Source organism: Corallococcus sp. bb12-1 (genome assembly GCF_026626765.1).
Classification (GTDB): Bacteria; Myxococcota; Myxococcia; order Myxococcales; family Myxococcaceae; genus Corallococcus; species Corallococcus terminator.
Map to the genome: position 1 here is coordinate 321,050 of NZ_JAPNJZ010000005.1, position 17,471 is coordinate 338,520.

Genomic DNA, 17,471 nt, shown 5'->3' on the forward strand with positions numbered 1-17,471 from the left:
CTACAGACAGCCCCGGGCACCATTCCACGCGCGTGTGAACAATCCGCGCGGCGGGTGTTCAACGGTCGGAAGCCGGACCGGATGCCAGCACATCCTCGGGCAGGCGCCAGAGCTGGCCGTCCTCCGGCGACAGGATGAAGCCGCCCGGCAGGAGGTGCAGCGACGTGACGGCCTCCGTGGACAGCGGCAGCTCCCACGCGCACACGGGCTTCAACGAGCCGGGGTCCAGTTGAAGCAGGTACCACTCCCCCACCGCCAACAGGTCCTCCACCGCCACCAGCACCGAGCGCGCCGTCACCAGCCCGGTGTAGCCCGTCGCGAGCGTGCCCACCTCCGGCAGGATGAACTCCGCCGCCATCGTCCCTTCCGGATACGACCAGCGCCGCACCCAGGTGCCGCCCACGCCGATGAAGCTCGCGCCATCCGGGAAGAAGCCCGCCGGATAGAACGGCGCGTCCACCGACGCGACCTCCGCGCCCCGCACGAGCCCCGCCGGCCCACGCTCCACGAACGTGAGCCACGTGCCGTCCTGGCCGCAGCTCACCGCCGCGCCCATCACCGGCAGGCTCGGGTGCGGCATCCATTCGTGCAGCCCGTCCACGTCGTCCTCGCCCAACGGCGCGTCGGGGCTCGTGGCCATCACGTCCACGTCGGACAACGTCCGCGCATCCACCAACTGCACGGACGCCCGCCCGTCCACCACGTCACTGGTCCACAGCCCGTGGCCCGTGCTGTCGAACCCGATGGCCTGCGTGGGCCGCGTCCAGGTGCGCGCCGTCGTGCCCGCGGTGCCCCCGTCCGTGCCCATCCCGACCATTTCAATCCGCCCCGGCCCCAACACCGCCGCGCTCTTCAGCGACGGGTGCAGCGCGACCAGCTGCGCGGACCGGGGCAGCTCCAGCGAACGTTCGGGCGGCCACGCTTCACCGGCCTGGAGCACCGCGAGCCGGCGCGTGCTCAACGCGAGCCCCAGGGCATCCGCGCCCGGACTCAGGACGAACCCGTCCCCGGCCCACTCCGCGTCCGTCACCGGCAAGGCGGTGATCCGGGTGAGCTCCACGCGGCGGCTGGGAATGCCCCAGGGGGTGCCTGGCCGTGGCCGGCCGACCCAGGGGACCACCTGGCCGCTCAGGAATCCTGCTCCATGGCCCTCACCCGAGCGAGCGTGTCCACGTCGCTCGGGGTGGGCCCCAGTTCCAACAGCAGTCGGCTCACGTCGTACAAGAGGTCCCCGCGCTCGAAGACCTTCAGCCGGGGCACGTCCAGGTTCAGGTCGTCCGCGCCCTTGTTGTAGGCCAGGTCCATCAGCGACCGGAGCTGGAACGAGTCATACAGGTTGTACTCCACCAGGTAGCGCAGCGCCGCCACGTCACCCCGGCGCAGGTACGCGCGCCACAGCAGCACCGCGTCGTAGCCGTTGGCGCCCTTCAGGTGCGGCGGCCTGCCCACGCCCAGCTTCTCCTCAATCTCCTTCAGCCCGCCGCCCAACCCCAGCCGCCGCGTGACGAAGCGCAGGTCGATGTGCGCCTCCGGCACCGGAAAGTGCTTCTCGCCGAAGTACTCCTTCAGCACCGGCACGTCGAAGCACGAACCGTTGAACGTCACCCACAGCCGCCGCTTCGCCATGGCCTCCGGCAGCGCGTCCATGTTCCGGCCCTGGATGAAGACGTGCAGGCCCTCGGTGTCGAACAGGCTCACCACCGTAGGCACCTGCGTCTGGCTGCCGTCCGTCTCGATGTCGAAGTAGACGGCGTCGTCCTGGAACTCCGGGAACAGGCGCCAGTGCTCGCGCGACGGCACCAGGCGCGCCAGCTCCTTCAAGTCACGCCGGGCCAGCGCCTCGCGGGCCACGGCGATGCGCTCGCGGGCAATCACGTCCGCCTTGCGGCTGATGACGATGCCGCCGTCCGGGAAGTCGTCCCAGGTCCGGATGCCCTTGGACCACAGGTCCTTCTCGCGCCACGGCCCCACGCCGGGAATGTGCTGGAACGTGTGCAGCAGCATCAATCGAGCGCACCCATCCTTCCGGCCAGCAGGTCCTCCAGCAGCGGCACGTCCGCCTCGCAGAACGGCAGCGCCTGCATCTCCGGGGGCGTGTGGAACGCAATCATGTGCGCGCCCAGCGGCTTTGGCTCGCCCGACACCAGCGTGGCCGCGTACAGCACCAGCTCCACGGTCAGGTCCGGATACGTGTGCTGGCCCTCCCACAGGCGGCGGCCCACGGACAACTCCACGTCCAGCTCCTCGCGGCACTCGCGCGCCAGGGCGGCCTCGTCCGTTTCACCGGCCTCCACCTTGCCGCCAGGGAACTCCCAGAGGAGCGCCCGGCTGCCTCCGGGGAGCCGCTGCTGGACAAGGAACCTTGGGAACCGGGACCCGCCATCCACCCGGCCCCCTTCCGACGAGGGCTGGGGAATCAGCGCCGCCACCACCCGCACCGTCCGGGGCACGGCGCGCGTCACCCGCGCGGCCCCTTCTGCACGTTGTTCATGTCCAGCGAGTACAGGTACGCGTTGTTCGTCAGCACGTACACCCGCGAGCCCACGACGTACGGCGGCGCGGAGATGCCCCTGCCCGGGTTCCAGGACAGGCGCGTCTTGCCCGTCGTCGGGTCCACGAACAGCAGCGCGTTCTGGTTGGGGATCAGCAGCATTCCCCGGGCCAACACCGGAGCCAGGGCCGTCTTGTCCTTGAGGGGGAGCGACCAGATGAGCCGTCCCGTCTCTCCCAGGTAGGCGTCCACGCGGCTGTCGCCGGCGGCGAACACCACCTCACCCCGGGCGAGCACCGACGTCATGCCCCCCACGCTGGTGTTCCACAGCACCGCACCGGAGTCCGCCTCCAGCGCATAGAGGCCGTTCTTGTACGAGGCCACGTAGAGCCGCCCCGCCGAGTCGATGGCCGGCGTGGTGTCCACGTCCAGGAACTCCGTCCCGGTGCCCGACAGGGACTTCTCCCAGACGACGCCGCCGTCATCGACCTTGAGGGCGACGAGGAAGCCGTCGGAGAAGCCGATGTACGCGGTGCCCTGGTCCACCTTCGGCGCGGAGGCGCCCCGGATGGTGAAGCCCGACGGAGGATCCCTCCGGTACTGCCACACCCACGTCCCGTCCGACGCCTTCACCGCGAACACCGTGTCGGTGTCGGTGGCCACCAGGACCAGCCCGTCCGCCAGCACCGGGACCGTGGCCAGCGACTCCTGGGTCGGGTACTTCCACTTCACCGCCCCGGTGATGCCGTCGAGCGCGTACAGCGTGCCGTCACCGCCCGGCGCGAAGACGACGCCTTCGCTCGCCATGGCGCCCGCGAGCGCCGGAGCCCCCGTCTTGAACGACCAGGACACCTTGCCGTCCGGGCCCACCGCGTGGATGTACCCGTCGCGGGTCTGCGCGATGACGTTGCGGCTCTCCGGCTCGTACACCGGGGAGGCGGGCTCACGCGGCGAGTACTCGAGCAGCGGAACCTTCTCCACCAGCCCCTTCCACCAGTCGACCTGGAAGTACTCCACCGGCGGCTGACGCGGGGCCCTGGGCAGCTCCGGGCTGCCATACAGCTGCGCCCGGCCACACCCGGCCAGCAGCCCCACCCCGGCCAACATCCCCACCCACCGCTTCCACCGAGCGCGCCGCATGGTCATAGCGGAGGGTTACCCCGCATCCGGCGTGATGGCGGCCGGCGGCGGCGCCGGCGTGGGCACCTTCACGCCCTCGGACGCCAGCACCGCCATGCGCTCGGTGGCCTGACGGGCCGCGGCGCTGTTCGGGTGGTCCGTGGGGATCTTCGACAGCACCTGCGCGGCGTCGTCCTTCTTGCCCTGGAGGATGAGCATGCGCGCCTTGTGGTACTGGCCCATGCCGGCCAGGTACTCGCCCGAGTCCGCCTTCTCCATCTGCTCGAAGGAGGTGATGGCGTTGGCGAAGTCGCCCTTGGCCTCGTAGGCGTAGCCCTGACCTTCCAGGGCGCCCGCGCGCAGGGCGTCATTCTCCGGCACGCCCTTGAGGAAGACGGCCAGGGATGCCAGCGAGTCGTCGTACTTGCCCAGGCGGAACTCGGCCTTCGCCTGCGGCAGGGCCGCCGTCGTGGCCGCGCGCGTGCCGTCGTTCTTCTCGCGGAAGGTGGCCAGTTGCTTGACGATCTCCTCGTCCCGAGCCTGCACCGTCGCGAACGGGGGCTCCGTGGACGTGGGGTCCGCGGGGTCCACGCCCGTCACGGGGCGATCCAGGACGGTGAGCGTCTGGCCGAACTCCATGGAGGCCGTCTCCTCGCCGCGTTTGGAGACCTCACTGACGATGGCTGCTCCCACCGCGCCCAGCACCAGCACTCCGGCACCGATGGCGAGGAACTTCTGGCGCTGCATCAGCCAGTCGCGCGCGTCCGCTCCCGCCTTCTGGAAGGCGTCCGGCTGACGAAGCTCCTGCTGACGAATCTTCTCGGTCTTCTGCTGGGCCACGATGAGGGGACCTCTCTCGGCTCGACGGTGCTCTTCGCTTGCGAAAGCGGCGCACTGTAGAGAGCGCCTGCTGGGAGTGTCAACGAACGTGCGCGGTCAGTCGCGCCCTGCCCGCTTCCCGGCCTTGCCCTTGTTGGCCAGGTTCGGGTTCTTGCGCGCCTCGCGCTTGGCCTTGCCCGGACGCTCGCGGAAGAGCAACCGGATGGGCACGCGCAAGTCGAACGTCTTGCGGATCTGGTTGGTGATGTAGCGCTTGTACATGTCCGGGACGCCTTCCGGAGCGTTGCACGTGAGCGCGAACGTCGGCGGCGCCGCCGCCACCTGGGCGATGTAGTACAGGCGCAACGGCTTGCTCTTCACGATGGGCGCCGGGTTGTTGTCCACCATGTAGTCCAGCAGCCGGTTGAGCTGCGGCGTGGGCGCCCGGAAGCGGAACTGCTTGGCCAGCTCCACCGCCACGTCCACCACCTTCTCCACCTTGGAGCCGTGGAGGGCGGACGTGAAGATGACTGGCGCGTAGCCCACGAACTTCAGGGCGATCTTCAGGTCGTCGCGGAACGCGTCCTGCTTGCGCTTGTCCTCCGCGATGAGGTCCCACTTGTTCACCACGATGACCAGCGCGCGGCCGCGGTCCATGGACAGGCCCGCGAGCTTCGCGTCCTGATCCACGGCCGGTTCGGTGGCGTCCATCAGGAGCACCGCCACGTCGCTGCGCTCCAGCACCTTGAGCGCCGCGATGACGGAGTACTGCTCCACCTGATGCGCGATGGTCTTCTTGCGCCGGATGCCCGCGGTGTCCGTGAGGATGAGCTCGTTGCCCTTGTACGTCACCTCGGAGTCGATGGGGTCGCGCGTGGTGCCAGCGATCTCGCTGACGACGACGCGCTTCTCCTTGAGGATGGCGTTGACCAGGGTGCTCTTGCCCACGTTGGGCCGACCGATGATGGCGACGCGGATCTTCCCGTCGTCGGGGGGCGCCTCGGCGTCCTCGCCCTCCACCTTCGGGGCGAGCTTCGCCACGACGGAGTCCATCAGGCTGCCCATGCCCAGGTTGTGCTCGGCGGAGATGCCCTGCACGTCGCCCAGGCCCAGGCGGAAGAACTCGCCCGCCAGCGACTGCATCAGCCCCGTCTCATTGTCGAGCTTGTTGGCCGCGACGACCACGGGCTTGCCGCTCTTGCGCAGGTAGTTGGCGACGGCCTCGTCCGCGGTGGACATGCCCACGCGGGCGTCGACGACGAAGATGATGACGTCGCACTCCTCCACGGCGAACTGCGCCTGCTCGCGCACCTGCTTGAGCAGCGAGTCCTTCTCACCGGGGACGAAGCCGCCCGTGTCGATGAGCGTGAAGATCCGGCCTTCCCAGTCCGCGTCGGCGTAGTGCCGGTCGCGGGTGACGCCCGGCTCGTCCTGCACGAGCGCGACGCGGCGGCCCACCAGGCGGTTGAACAGCGTGCTCTTGCCCACGTTGGGGCGACCGACAATGGCGACCAGCGGCTTCATGGAGTCTCTTTCGACAGCGACGGCAACGACAGCGACAACAAGAACGGCGACCCAACGAACGACGACGGCCGCATCACTCGTAACCCAGCTTCCGCAGGCCCGCGGCGCGCTCGCTCCACCGGGCCTCCACGCGCACGCGCAGGTCCAGGTAGACGTGCGCGCCCAGCAGGCGCTGCACCGACTTGCGGGCGTCCGTGCCGATGAGCTTCAGCATCTGCCCCTGCTTGCCAATCAGGATGGCCTTCTGGCTGTCGCGCTCCACGTAGATGGACGCCGCGATGCGGATGAGGCCGCCCAACTGCCCGGGAGGCGTGCCGGGGCGCGGCTCGCGCTCGGATTCATCGAACACATCCACCAGCACCGCGGTGGAGTACGGAATCTCCTGCCGGCAGTGCCTGAGGACCTGCTCGCGGATGTACTCGGCCACCAGCACGCGCTCCTGCTGGTCGGTGAGCATGTCCTCGGCGAAGAGCGGCTCGCCCTCCGGCAGGTGTCCCAGCACCACCTGGAACAGGTGATCCACGCCGTCCTTCTCCCGTGCGGAGATGGGCACCACCTCCGCGAAGGGGAACTGCTCGCCGTACAGCGAGATGAGCGGAAGGAGCTTCTCCTTCGGGATGGCGTCGATCTTGTTGATGACCAGGAAGGTGGGCTTGCCCACCTTCTGGAGCCGCTCGAGGATGGCGCGGTTGCCCGGCGTCACGTCGATGGTTTCACCGGCGGGGGGCTCGATGAGGAAGAGGACCAGGTCCACTTCCTCGGCCGCGGAGAGGGCAGCCTCCACCATGTAGCGGTTGAGCTCTCCCTTGGCCTGGTGGATGCCGGGCGTGTCGAGGAAGGCCACCTGCCCTTCCGGACGCGTCACCACGCCCAGGATGCGGTTGCGGGTGGTCTGCGGCTTGGGCGAGACGATGGCGATCTTCTCGCCCGTGAGCGCGTTGAGCAGCGTGCTCTTGCCCACGTTGGGCCGGCCGATGAGCGCGGCGAAGCCGGCGCGAGTTTTCTTCTGCGAGGACTGGGAGGCCATACTTCCGGAGATGATCAGTGGGCCTTCCGCCTGCTTGAGGGAAGGCCCCGGGGAAACAACGGTACCGCGAAGAACGGGGCGACGAGAGGCTGCTTAGGGCCGCGCCGTGGAGATGGTCAACGTCTGGATGCGCACGTCCCGGCGGGGACGGTCGTTCGAGTCCTTGGGAAGCTCGTTGGCGATGCGGTCCACCACGTCCTGACCTTCCACCACTTCGCCGAAGATGGTGTGTCGGTTGTTGAGGTGCGGGGTGGGTGCCACGGTGATGAAGAACTGACTGCCGTTGGTGTTGGGGCCCGTGTTGCCCATGGCCAGAACACCCTTCTTGTCGAAACGCCGGTCGCTCAGGAACTCATCCTCGAACCGGAAACCAGGCCCGTTGTTGCCACGGCTGCTCGGGTCCCCGCCCTGGATCATGAAGTCCTTGATGCACCGGAAGAGCAGCGTCCCGTCGTAGAGCGGGCGGCCGTGCATGACCGCGCTGGTGATGGGGTGCTTCCACTCCTTCTCGCCGGTGGCGAGCCCCACGAAGTTCTCCACCGTCTTCGGCGCGTCCCGGGACAGCAGGCGCACGACGATGCGGCCCTCGGTCGTGTCCAGGGTGCCGTAGAGGTCCTCGCCCTTCTGGGCCCGCTCCATGAAGCTCATGGCGCGGGGCTCGGGGCGACGGGGGCGTCCGTGGGAGCCTTCTTCTTCACGGCGGCCTTCGCCGCGTCCTTCACGGTGGCCGGGGCCTTGGCGGCCGGGACGCCCTTGGGCGCCTTGTCGCTCAGCGTGACGCCGATGAGGATGACCGGCGTCTGGGGCCGGTCCTGCGCGCTGCGGGGCACGTTGGAGATCTTCTCCACCACGTCGTAGCCGGAGACGACCTCGCCAAAGATGGTGTGCCGGCCGGTGAGGTGCGAGGGCGTGGAGGTGGTGATGAAGAACTGGCTGCCGTTGGTGTTCCGGCCCGCGTTGGCCATAGGCCAGGATGCCCGGCTTGTCGAACCCGCGGCCGCTCTGGAACTCGTCCTCGAAGCGGTAGCCCGGGTCGCCGTTGCCGGTGCCGGTGGGGTCGCCACCCTGGATCATGAAGCCCGGGATGACGCGGTGGAACACGCTGCCCGAGTACAAGGGGCGGTTCACTTCCTGGCCCGTGAGGGGATCCATCCAGCGCTTCTCACCCGTGGCCAGCCCGACGAAGTTCTCCACCGTCTTGGGCGCGTCCTTGGGGAAGAGCCGCACGATGACGGTGCCCTGGCTCGTCTTCAGGGTCGCGTAGAGGTCCTTGCCGGCCTGGACCTTCTTCGTCCAGGGGCCACTCGCGGAAGCCGGAACCGGCTCTACAGCCAGGACTCCAAAAGCGAACAAGGCCACGGTGATACCGAGAAGACGGTGCATACGGGACGGCCTCCTGGGCACGAAGGCGCGGACCCTACCCCCCACCCCCCTCCCCCTCCAAGGGCTTTCACGCCGGAGGGTCGTCCCGGGGAACCCCCGAAGTCGTGGGTTCCGGGACGACCTCCACCGTGGGCGTCCCGTCTGTCGCGGTGTCCGGGGCTGACGCGGGGGCCGTCTTCAGGCGCTCCAGGGTGGTGCGCGCGGCTGCCTGCTCGGCCTCCTTCTTGTTGCGGCCGTTGGCCCGGGCGTACACGACCTCCCCGATGCACACCTCCACCTCGAAGACCTTGGAGTGCTCCGGCCCGGACTCCGCCACCACCCGGTAGCGCGGCGACAGCTTCAGCTTCTCGTGGGACATCTCCTGGAGGAGCGTCTTGTAGTCCAGGCGGCCCGCGCCGGAGGCCACCTCCTCCAGGGGCTCACTGAAGCACCGGTCCACCAGCGCCAGCGCCGGCTCCAGGCCGCCGTTGAGGTACACGGCGCCCAGCACCGCCTCCAGCGCGTCCGCGAGGATGGAGTTCTTGTCCCGTCCGCCCGACTGGGACTCGCCCCGGCCCAGCAGCAGCAGCTCCCCCAGGCGCAGGCTCCGCGCCACGCGCGCCAGACCCTCTTCATGGACGATGCGGGCGCGCATCTTGGTGAGCTCGCCTTCGGGCATGCCCGGGCAGCGGTCCATGAGCCGGTGGCTCACCGCGAGGTCCACCACGGCGTCGCCCAGGAACTCCAGGCGCTGGTTGTCCTTGAGGTTCTGATCGCGGTTCTCGTTGGCGTACGTCTTGTGCGTGAGCGCCTCCAGCGCGAGGTCGCGCCTGAGGAATGTCACGCCCAGGCGGCCTTCCAGCGCCTGCACCCGTTCCACCAGGGTCAATTTCTCCACGGGTGTCTCACTCCTGGGGGGCGTCCGGGCCCACGAGGCGCACGGCCTCGGGAGCGACCTTCAACAGGTCCGCGACCATCCGCACCACGCCCGGGAACTCGTCCAGTTCGAAGCGGCCCGCCCACACCTTGCCCTGCGTGCCCGCCAGCATTCCCCGGAAGGTGCGCCCGGCGATGCGCGCGGCGGCGAAGCGGTAGGCCTTGCCCTCCACCTGGAACTGGGCCAGCAGCTCCAGGCTGCTGCGCGGCGGCACCAGCGCCTGGGCGCCGAACTTCTCCACGATCTCCACGAAGCGCACCGGCCCCGCGCCCGCCGCCACCGGCGTCCGGGCCGTGGGCTCGCCGAAGAGCGCCGCCAGGTAGCCCATCAGCGCCCCGCGCTCGCGGAACTCCGACAGCTCGATGACATGACCCGCCGCGGTGGGCAGGTCCTCACCGCCGCGAAGGGCCTGCGCGACGCGGAAGTTGCCCTGGCGGTCCGACACCAGCTTCACCGCGAGGTGGCCCTCCTTCACCGTCGTGGACAGCTCCAGCGACTGCGGATCCACGTCCGCGGGCAGGCCCAGCAGCTGCAACTCCTCCGAGCGGCGCTGCAGGTGGAAGACGTGGTCGCTGAAGGTGTCCAGCAGCAGCGCCTGCATCTCCTCCGCCGCGTCGATGGCGGACAGCAGGATGGGCGTCATGCCCACCACCGCCGCGGGGGCGATGGGGATGAGCCGGTCCCCCACCACCTGGAAGGTCACCTCGGTGATGAAGTCCTTGGTGATGGGATTCACCAGGGACGCGGCCTCCAGGTCCAGCATCACCTCGATGCCGGAGGACTCCTCCCGCACCTGGAGTCCCAGCTCCCGTAACCGAGCGGTGTCCATCAGGCCCCTTTGAACGTTTCGCGGGCGATGATGGTGCGCTGGATCTCGCTCGTGCCCTCGCCAATCTCACAGAGCTTGGCGTCGCGCAGGTAGCGCTCCACGGGGAACTCGCGCGTGTAGCCGTAGCCGCCATGGATCTGCACGGCCTTGTTGCAGCCGCGCATGGCCGCCTCGGAGGCGAACAGCTTCGCCATGGAGGCCTCCTCCGAATACGGCTGCCCCGCATCCGCGAGCCGCGCCGCGCGGTGCACCAGCAGGCGCGCCGCCTCCAGCTCCGTCTTCATGTCCGCCATCATCCAGCGCAGGCCCTGGAACTCGCTGATGGGCTGGCCGAACGCGGAGCGGTCCTTCGAGTACGCCACCGACTCCTCCAGCGCCCCGCGAAGCAGGCCCACCGACAGCGCGCCAATGGTGATGCGGCCCTTGTCGAGGATCTTCAGCGTGTCGATGAAGCCCCGGTCCAGCTCGCCGACGATGGCGTCGTCGCCCAGCTCCACGTTCTCCAGGATGAGCTCCGCCGTGTCCGAGGAGCGCATGCCCAGCTTCCCGTGGATGGCGCGCTGGCTGAAGCCCGGCACGCCCTTCTCCAGCACGAAGGCGGTGATGCCCTTCTGGCGCTTCTCCGGCGACGTGAGCGCGAGCACCACGAACACGTCACCCACCGTGCCCTGGGTGATGAACATCTTGGTGCCGTTGAGCACCCACTTGTCGCCCTTGCGGACGGCGGTGGTGCGCATGCCGGACGCGTCGGAGCCGGATCCCGGCTCGGTGAGGCCCCACGCCCCCAGCCACTCGCCGGTGGCGAGCTTGGGCAGGTAGCGCTGGTGCTGCGCCTTGTTGCCGAAGACGCGCACGTGGCTGGTGCCCAGGCCGTTGTGGCTGGCCACCGTGAGGGCGAGCGAGCCATCGTAGCGGGCGATCTCCTCCACGGCCACCGCCACGGCGAGCGAGTCCATGGCCGCGCCGCCGTACTCCTCGGTGACGAGCATGCCCAGCACGCCCAACTGGCCCAGCTCCTTGACCACCTCCATGGGGAACTTCTCGTCCTTGTCCCACTCGCGCGCGTACGGCTTCACGCGGCGTTCGCAGAATTCACGGAGGGAGGCCTGGAGGGCGCGGTGGCTGTCGGGAAGTTCGAAGTCCATGGTCGGGCGGGGAATCTAGCTCAGGTGGGGACGACTCAAACGGGATACACACCGTGCTTCTTTTCGGCACGGGGCTGGAAGCGCTCCGCATACAGCGAATAACGCTGCAACAGCTCGCCGCGCAGGGAGTCCCCCGGAATCACCGCGTCGATGATGAGCTCGCTGGCCAGCTTGTAGATGTCCACGTCCTCCTTGTACTCGTCGCGCAACTTCTGGACGTAGGCCGGCCGCTCGGCCTCCGGCAGCTCCTGGATCTTGTTGAAGTAGACGGCGTTCACCGCCGCCTCCGGGCCCATCACGGCGATCATCGCCTGGGGCAGCGCCAGGGTGGCCTCCGGGGCGAAGCCGGGGCCGCTCATGGCGTAGAGGCCCGCGCCGTACGCCTTGCGCACCACCACGCAGATGCGCGGCACGCTGGCCTCCGACACCGCGGAGATCATCTTCGCGCCCGCGCGGATGATGCCCGCCCGCTCCACCTTGGTGCCGATCATGAAGCCCGGCACGTCCGCCAGGTACAGGAGCGGGATGTTGAACGCGTCGCACAGCCAGATGAACCGGGCCGCCTTGTCCGCGCTGTCCACGAACAGCACGCCGCCCTTGTACTTGGGCTGGTTGGCCACGATGCCCACCGGCTGACCGCCGATGCGCGCAAGGCCGGTGATGAGCTCCTGGGCGAAGAGCCTCTTCACCTCGAACCAGCTGCCCTCGTCGATGAGCTCCGTGATGAGCGCATGCATGTCGAAGGGTTTGTTCTGATCCGGCGGGATGATCTCATCCACGCGCTTGCCGCTGTGCTTCGGGGCCTTCAGCTCCGCGCGCGGCGCGGGCTTGGTGAAGTTCTCCGGGAAGAACGCCAGGTACTGCTTGGCCGCGGCGATGGCCTCCTGCTCCGTCTTCACCAGCACGTCGCCTACGCCGGACACGGAGCAGTGCATCTTCGCGCCGCCCATCTCCTCCAGCGTGACCTTCTCGCCGATGACCATCTCCGCCATGCGCGGGCTGCCCAGGTACATGGACGCATTGCCGTCCACCATGATGACCAGGTCGCAGAACGCGGGGATGTACGCGCCACCTGCGGCGGACGGGCCGAAGAGCAGGCAGATTTGGGGCACCACGCCCGACAGGTGCACCTCGTTGTAGAAGATGCGACCCGCGCCCCGGCGGCCCGGGAACATGTCCACCTGGTCGGTGATGCGCGCGCCCGCGGAGTCCACCAGGTACAGCAGCGGACAGCGCGACGCCTTCGCCGTCTCCTGGATGCGGAGGATCTTCTCCACCGTGCGGGCGCCCCAGCTGCCGGCCTTCACCGTGGAGTCGTTGGCCATGATGGCCACGGTGCGGCCCGCGATGCGCCCGAGGCCCGTGATGACACCGTCGGAGGGCAGGTCCGCGTCCAGGTTGTTGGCGAGCTTGCCGTCCTCCACGAACGAGTCCGCGTCCACGAGCAAGCGGATGCGCTCGCGGGCAAAGAGCTTGCCGGCCTCGGCGTTCTTCGCGTGGTACTTCGGCGCACCACCCTTCTCCACCTGGGCGATCGTCTCGAGCAGCTTCGGGTCGTAGGACATGGCCCGGGCCACATACCAAAAACCCCCTGGCCTGGCTGCCTTCTTGCCGTGGGTCCTACCTGACGTGCCGTCCAGCGGACGACGCAAGGGGCCACGGTGAAGCACACCGGGGGCTGGCACCTGGGGCTTCCCTGCCTACCTTCATGTTGCACGAGGGGGGTGCACCCAGGCGGGCCACCCCACCCCGTGATTCATACCGGCCCAGGAGGGACCCATGTTCGGAGTGAGGAAGAAGACGTGGCAGGCGAAGGCTCTGGCCAAGAGCAAGCTCTACCGCCAGTTCCTGGCGCACCAGCTGCTCGACCAGGTTCCCGAGTACGCGGACCTCGCTTCGAAGAAGGCCCGGAAGTCCTGGGACAACTTCGATGCCGACGACGCGCTGCGGTATGTGGGATTGCGGACGTACAAGCCGGTGAGCTCGGGCCTGGGCGGCATTGGTGCGTTCCTGCTGGGCGCCGCCGCGGGCAGCGTCGTGGCGCTGCTGCTGGCGCCGCGTCCTGGCACCGAGCTGCGCACCACCGTCAAGGACAAGGCGATGGGCTACATCAACAAGCAGGGCGTGAACATCGGCGGCGAGAAGACGGCCAGCGCCTAGCGTCCAGGTCCAACGTGATGGGCGATGAGCCCATGCGTCCGAGCGCTCCGCCGTCGTGATGGGTGAGGCACCCGTCACCTCGCGCCGGGCCGCATCGCGAAGCAGGTGTCAGGGGCGGAAGGTTCGCGGGCGACCGCGGTCTTGCCGCCCCTGTCGCTTTCGTGGGGCTCAGCGGCCTTTATAGACAGGAGGACGCTTCTCCGCGAAGGCGCGGAGCCCTTCCAGCCGGTCCTCGGTCTTGAGCACCTCTTCGTACTTCTTGAGCTCCAGCGCGAGCGCATCGTCCAGCTCCAGGCCCGTGCCCTCGTCGATGGCGTGCTTCGCCGTGGCCACCGCCACGGGTGCGTTCTCCACCACGGCCTCCGCGAGCTGGAAGGCGACCTGGAGCAGGTGCCCTTCGGGGGCCAGCCGGTTGACCAGGCCGATGCTGAAGGCCTCCGCCGCGTTGACGCGCCGGGCGGTGAGGATGAGGTCCTTCGCGCGCCCCGGACCGATGAGCCGCGCCAGCCGCTGGGTGCCGCCGCCGCCGGGGATGATGCCCAGCTTCACCTCGGTGAGGCCCAGCTCCGTGGCCGGAGAGGCGACGCGCAGGTCGCACGCCAGGGCCAGCTCCGTGCCGCCGCCGAAGGCCGCGCCGTTGATGGCGGCGATGAAGACGCAGTCGCTCTTTTCAATCGAGCGGAAGGCGTTGCGCAGGCCGTCCAGGAAGGCGCGCACCTCGGGCTCCGCCATGCCGGCGCGCTCCTTGAGGTCCGCGCCGGCGCAGAAGGCCTTGTCGCCCGCGCCGGTGATGATGACCGCGCGCACGTCGCGATTGCCGGACACGCGGGCCACGAGCTGGCCCAGTTCCTGGAGCATGGCGCGGCTGATGGCGTTGCGGCGGCTCTCCCCGTCGATGGTCCAGATCTCGATGGCGCCGCGGGCGTCGACCTTGAACTCCGGCATCTTCGCTCCCCGTGTCGGGCCGCATGGGGCGGCCCGCGTGAATGGCGCGCAGCCTGTGACGGGTTCTCCAGTCTGGCAAGCCGTAAACGGATAGGATTTCACCCATGCCTTCGTGCCCTCCGACGAAACGCCCGTGGCAATGGTCGCCTGGGTTGCGCACCGTCCTCGCCCTGCTCGTGCTGGCCCTGCCCCTGGTGGCCCTGGCGCGTGGTGGCGGGGGCGAGCACTACACCTCCGGGCGTGATCGCGGCGGGGGCGGAGGTGGCGACGGCCTGCCCCTCTGGCTGCTCTTCGACCTGGTGCGGATGATCTTCCTGTACCCGAAGGTCACCCTGCCCCTGCTCCTCATCGGCGGCGTGCTGTACTGGCTCTACAAGCGCAACCTGCACCCCACCGCCACCACGCAGCGCGCGTTGGATCAACGCGAGGCGGAGGTGCGCACGCAGGTATCCGGCCGCGACGTGCAGGGCTGGGTCAACGCACTGAAGCTCAAGGACCCGTCGTTTGAAATCCAGCCCACGCTGGACAAGGTGCGCTGGCTCTTCCTGGAGCTGCAGAAGTCGTGGTTCCGCCGCGACATGACGCCCGTGCGCCCCTTCCTGTCGGATGCGACGTGGCAGCGCTTCAACGTGCAGCTCCAGCTCATGAAGGCCCAGGGCGTGCGTGACGCGCTGGCGGACATCAACGTGGAGGACGTGCAGCTCATCGGGCTGCACCAGACGAACTGGTACGACAGCATCCACGTGCGCGTGCGCGCCAGCATCCGCGACACGGACGTGCCCGCGGACCAGACGGACGCGCAGGCCATGGCCGCCGCGAAGAAGGTGGCGGCGGAGTCCTTCACGGAGGTGTGGACCTTCGTGCGCAAGCCCGGCGCGCAGACGCGCATCGGCGAGGACCTGTTCCAGGGCAAGTGCCCCAACTGCGGCGCCCCGTACAAGGGCGGCGCGTCCAACACCTGCGAGTTCTGCAACGCGGTGGTGAACTCCGGCAACTACGACTGGACGCTCGCGGAGATTACGCAAGGTGTGGAGCACGTGCGCCACCACAAGCAGGTGGACGGCCTGATGCAGGCCCGCGCGGACGACCCGGCGCTGAACCTGGAGATGCTGGAGGACCGCGCGTCGCTGCTGTTCTGGAAGTGGATCGACGCGCAGAGCCGCAACGAGACGCAGCGCCTGTCCAAGGTCGCCAACGCGGAGGTCATCACCCGGCTGTCCTCGGAGCTGGAGGAGCTGGGCAAGCGCGGCCGCCGGCGCGTCTTCCTGGAGTGCGCGGTGGGCGCGGTGGATGTGCGCGCGCTGGAGGTGCACCCGGAGTCGTTCGACGAGGCGCAGGTGGAGCTCCGCTGGAGCGCGCGCATGGGCATTGGTCCCGTGAACGAGCGGCCTCCCAGCCTCCCCACCGTGCCGCAGCGCTGGGTCTTCACGCTGGTGCGCCGCCATGGCGCGAAGACGAACACCGACACCGGCATGTCCACGGACCGCTGCCCGCAGTGCAACGCGCCCCTCACCAACAGCGGCGCCAACACCTGCGAGTTCTGCGGCACGGTGCTGGGCAACGGCGAGCGGGACTGGGTGCTCGCGTCCGCCCTCCCCTTCGAGTCCTGGAACGTGCGGCAGGATCAGCGTCACTCGGCCGCGTCGGCCCGTCGCCAGCAGGCGCGCGAGGAGACGCGTGGCGCCGTGGTGGCCCCCGTCGACGGCGACCGGGTGATGACGGACCAGAAGGAGCGCGAGCGGCTGCTCTACATGATGGCCTCCATCGCCGCCGCCGACGGAGAGGTCTCCAACGCCGAGCGCCGCCTGCTCAAGCTGTGCGCGGAGCGCTGGAGCGTGTCCTGGGCCAACGTGGAGATGGCGCTCAACGCCGGACCCCAGCTCTTCGAGCGACTGGTACCTCGCGGCAGCCCGGAGGCGGAGGTGTTCCTGCGCCACATCGTGGAGATGGCGCTGGTGGACGGCCGCATCGACCGCAAGGAGCGCAAGATGCTGGAGATCGCCGCCCAGCACCTGGGCCTCGAAGCCCAGCTGCCGGCGATGCTCGGGGACCACTAGGAGCGGGAGTTCGCCGCCCTGCACCTGGGCGGCTGTCGGCGATGCTGGGGCCCCCGGAAACGCGGGGCCCCCGGTGGATCAGGTCTGCGCGCGGCGGGAGGACTTCTTTTCCCGTTCGCCCAGCGCGGCCTGGAGGTACTTGCCCGCGAGCTTCCGTCCAATCAGCTCCTGGGCGATCTCCCCGGCCTCCACCAACTTGTCCAGGTCGATGCCGGTGTCCACGCCCATGCCGTGCAGCATGAACACCGCGTCCTCGGAGGCCAGGTTGCCCGCGGCGCCCGGGGCATAGGGACATCCGCCCAGCCCGCCGATGCTCGTGTCGAACGTGGTGACGCCCGCGGACAGGCCCACGAGCGCGTTCGCGAGCGCGGTGCCTCGCGTGTCGTGCAGGTGCAGGGCCAGGGTGTCCACAGGCATGTGCTGCAACAGCGCGCCCAGGATTTCGTCCGTCTGCCGGGGCGTGCCCACGCCAATCGTGTCGCCCAGGCTGAGTTGGTAGATGCCCGCGTCCACGAGCTGACGGCAGATGTCCACCACGCGCTCCACCGGGACGTGGCCCTCGTAGGGGCAGCCCCACACGGTGGACAGGTAGCCGCGCACGCGCATGCCGCCCTTGCGGGCCGCGGCGGTGACTTCCTTCGCGCCGGCCAGGGCCTCCGCGATGGTCTTGTTGATGTTCTTCTTGGAGTGGGCCTCCGACGCGGAGATGAACACCGCGGCCTCCTCCAGGCCCGCCGCCTGCGCGCGCTCCAGGCCCTTCAGGTTGGGCACCAGCGCGGAGAAGACGACGCCCGGACGGCGGCCCACCTGCTTGAGCAATTCCTCCGCGTCCGCGAGCTGGGGGATCCACTTGGGTGACACGAAAGAGGTCACCTCGATGCGCTTCTCCCCCGCCGCGACCAGGGCGTTGATCAGCCGCGCCTTGTCCCGGGTGGGCAGCGTCCTCAGTTCGTTCTGGAGGCCGTCGCGGGGACCGACCTCATACACGTCGACCTTCCGGGGCAGTTGCCCCAACAGGCCGACCCGCGTTCGCGCTGGTTCTTTCGGATCCACTTG

At 69.2% G+C, this 17,471-nt stretch carries 16 protein-coding genes and 1 pseudogene; 2 read left to right on the top strand and 15 right to left on the bottom strand.

Going from position 1 to position 17,471, the window contains the following annotated elements; translation table 11 throughout:
* Nucleotides 1-58 precede the first annotated feature (58 nt).
* The 13 genes and pseudogenes from OV208_RS10360 to OV208_RS10420 form a co-directional block, all read right to left on the bottom strand.
* Nucleotides 59-1,060: a hypothetical protein gene (locus OV208_RS10360; protein ID WP_267573673.1), complete on the bottom strand. Its 1,002-nt coding sequence runs from the start codon at nt 1,058-1,060 to the stop codon at nt 59-61.
* A 68-nt stretch (nt 1,061-1,128) separates the two neighbouring features.
* Nucleotides 1,129-2,004, bottom strand: a complete 876-nt coding sequence (locus OV208_RS10365; protein WP_267573674.1) for a ribonuclease H-like domain-containing protein — start codon at nt 2,002-2,004, stop codon at nt 1,129-1,131.
* Nucleotides 2,004-2,462 (bottom strand): (deoxy)nucleoside triphosphate pyrophosphohydrolase, encoded by a 459-nt coding sequence (locus OV208_RS10370; protein WP_267573675.1) that lies wholly within the window; start codon nt 2,460-2,462, stop codon nt 2,004-2,006. The genes OV208_RS10365 and OV208_RS10370 overlap by 1 nt, the downstream gene beginning before the upstream one ends.
* Nucleotides 2,459-3,598: a PQQ-binding-like beta-propeller repeat protein gene (locus OV208_RS10375; protein WP_267573724.1), complete on the bottom strand. Its 1,140-nt coding sequence runs from the start codon at nt 3,596-3,598 to the stop codon at nt 2,459-2,461. Before OV208_RS10375 ends, OV208_RS10370 begins: the two co-directional genes overlap by 4 nt.
* Before the next feature lie 48 nt (nt 3,599-3,646).
* On the bottom strand, nt 3,647-4,450 hold the full coding sequence (locus OV208_RS10380; RefSeq protein ID WP_267573676.1) for a tetratricopeptide repeat protein: 804 nt from the start codon (nt 4,448-4,450) through the stop codon (nt 3,647-3,649).
* 96 nt (nt 4,451-4,546) lie between these two features.
* Nucleotides 4,547-5,953: a ribosome biogenesis GTPase Der gene (gene der, locus OV208_RS10385; protein ID WP_267573677.1), complete on the bottom strand. Its 1,407-nt coding sequence runs from the start codon at nt 5,951-5,953 to the stop codon at nt 4,547-4,549.
* Nucleotides 5,954-6,026: 73 nt separating this feature from the next.
* Nucleotides 6,027-6,980: a GTPase Era gene (gene era, locus OV208_RS10390; RefSeq protein ID WP_267573678.1), complete on the bottom strand. Its 954-nt coding sequence runs from the start codon at nt 6,978-6,980 to the stop codon at nt 6,027-6,029.
* A gap of 93 nt (nt 6,981-7,073) precedes the next feature.
* A complete protein-coding gene (locus OV208_RS10395) occupies nt 7,074-7,628 on the bottom strand; it encodes a peptidylprolyl isomerase (protein WP_267573679.1) in 555 nt (184 codons plus the stop codon).
* Nucleotides 7,625-8,363 (bottom strand): annotated as a pseudogene (locus OV208_RS10400) (peptidylprolyl isomerase). Before OV208_RS10400 ends, OV208_RS10395 begins: the two are co-directional and overlap by 4 nt.
* 67 nt (nt 8,364-8,430) lie before the next feature.
* Nucleotides 8,431-9,240, bottom strand: a complete 810-nt coding sequence (rnc, locus tag OV208_RS10405; protein ID WP_267573680.1) for a ribonuclease III — start codon at nt 9,238-9,240, stop codon at nt 8,431-8,433.
* A gap of 7 nt (nt 9,241-9,247) precedes the next feature.
* Nucleotides 9,248-10,108: a hypothetical protein gene (locus OV208_RS10410; protein WP_267573681.1), complete on the bottom strand. Its 861-nt coding sequence runs from the start codon at nt 10,106-10,108 to the stop codon at nt 9,248-9,250.
* On the bottom strand, nt 10,108-11,253 hold the full coding sequence (locus OV208_RS10415; protein ID WP_267573682.1) for an acyl-CoA dehydrogenase family protein: 1,146 nt from the start codon (nt 11,251-11,253) through the stop codon (nt 10,108-10,110). Before OV208_RS10415 ends, OV208_RS10410 begins: the two co-directional genes overlap by 1 nt.
* Before the next feature lie 35 nt (nt 11,254-11,288).
* Entirely contained in the window at nt 11,289-12,818 is a 1,530-nt protein-coding gene (locus tag OV208_RS10420) for an acyl-CoA carboxylase subunit beta (RefSeq protein ID WP_267573683.1), read from the bottom strand.
* 214 nt (nt 12,819-13,032) lie between these two features.
* Between OV208_RS10420 and OV208_RS10425 the strand changes: the two genes are divergently transcribed.
* Entirely contained in the window at nt 13,033-13,413 is a 381-nt protein-coding gene (locus tag OV208_RS10425; RefSeq protein WP_267573684.1) for a YtxH domain-containing protein, read from the top strand.
* Between the two features lie 168 nt (nt 13,414-13,581).
* Here OV208_RS10425 and OV208_RS10430 read toward each other — a convergent pair whose 3' ends face one another.
* A complete protein-coding gene (locus OV208_RS10430; RefSeq protein WP_267573685.1) occupies nt 13,582-14,358 on the bottom strand; it encodes an enoyl-CoA hydratase-related protein in 777 nt (258 codons plus the stop codon).
* A gap of 104 nt (nt 14,359-14,462) precedes the next feature.
* Here OV208_RS10430 and OV208_RS10435 point away from each other — a divergent pair, with 104 nt between their 5' ends.
* On the top strand, nt 14,463-16,415 hold the full coding sequence (locus tag OV208_RS10435) for a TIM44-like domain-containing protein (protein ID WP_267573686.1): 1,953 nt from the start codon (nt 14,463-14,465) through the stop codon (nt 16,413-16,415).
* Between the two features lie 78 nt (nt 16,416-16,493).
* On the opposite strand, the gene OV208_RS10440 is transcribed toward OV208_RS10435, so the two are convergent.
* Nucleotides 16,494-17,468 (bottom strand): hydroxymethylglutaryl-CoA lyase, encoded by a 975-nt coding sequence (locus OV208_RS10440; protein WP_267573687.1) that lies wholly within the window; start codon nt 17,466-17,468, stop codon nt 16,494-16,496.
* Nucleotides 17,469-17,471 lie beyond the last annotated feature (3 nt).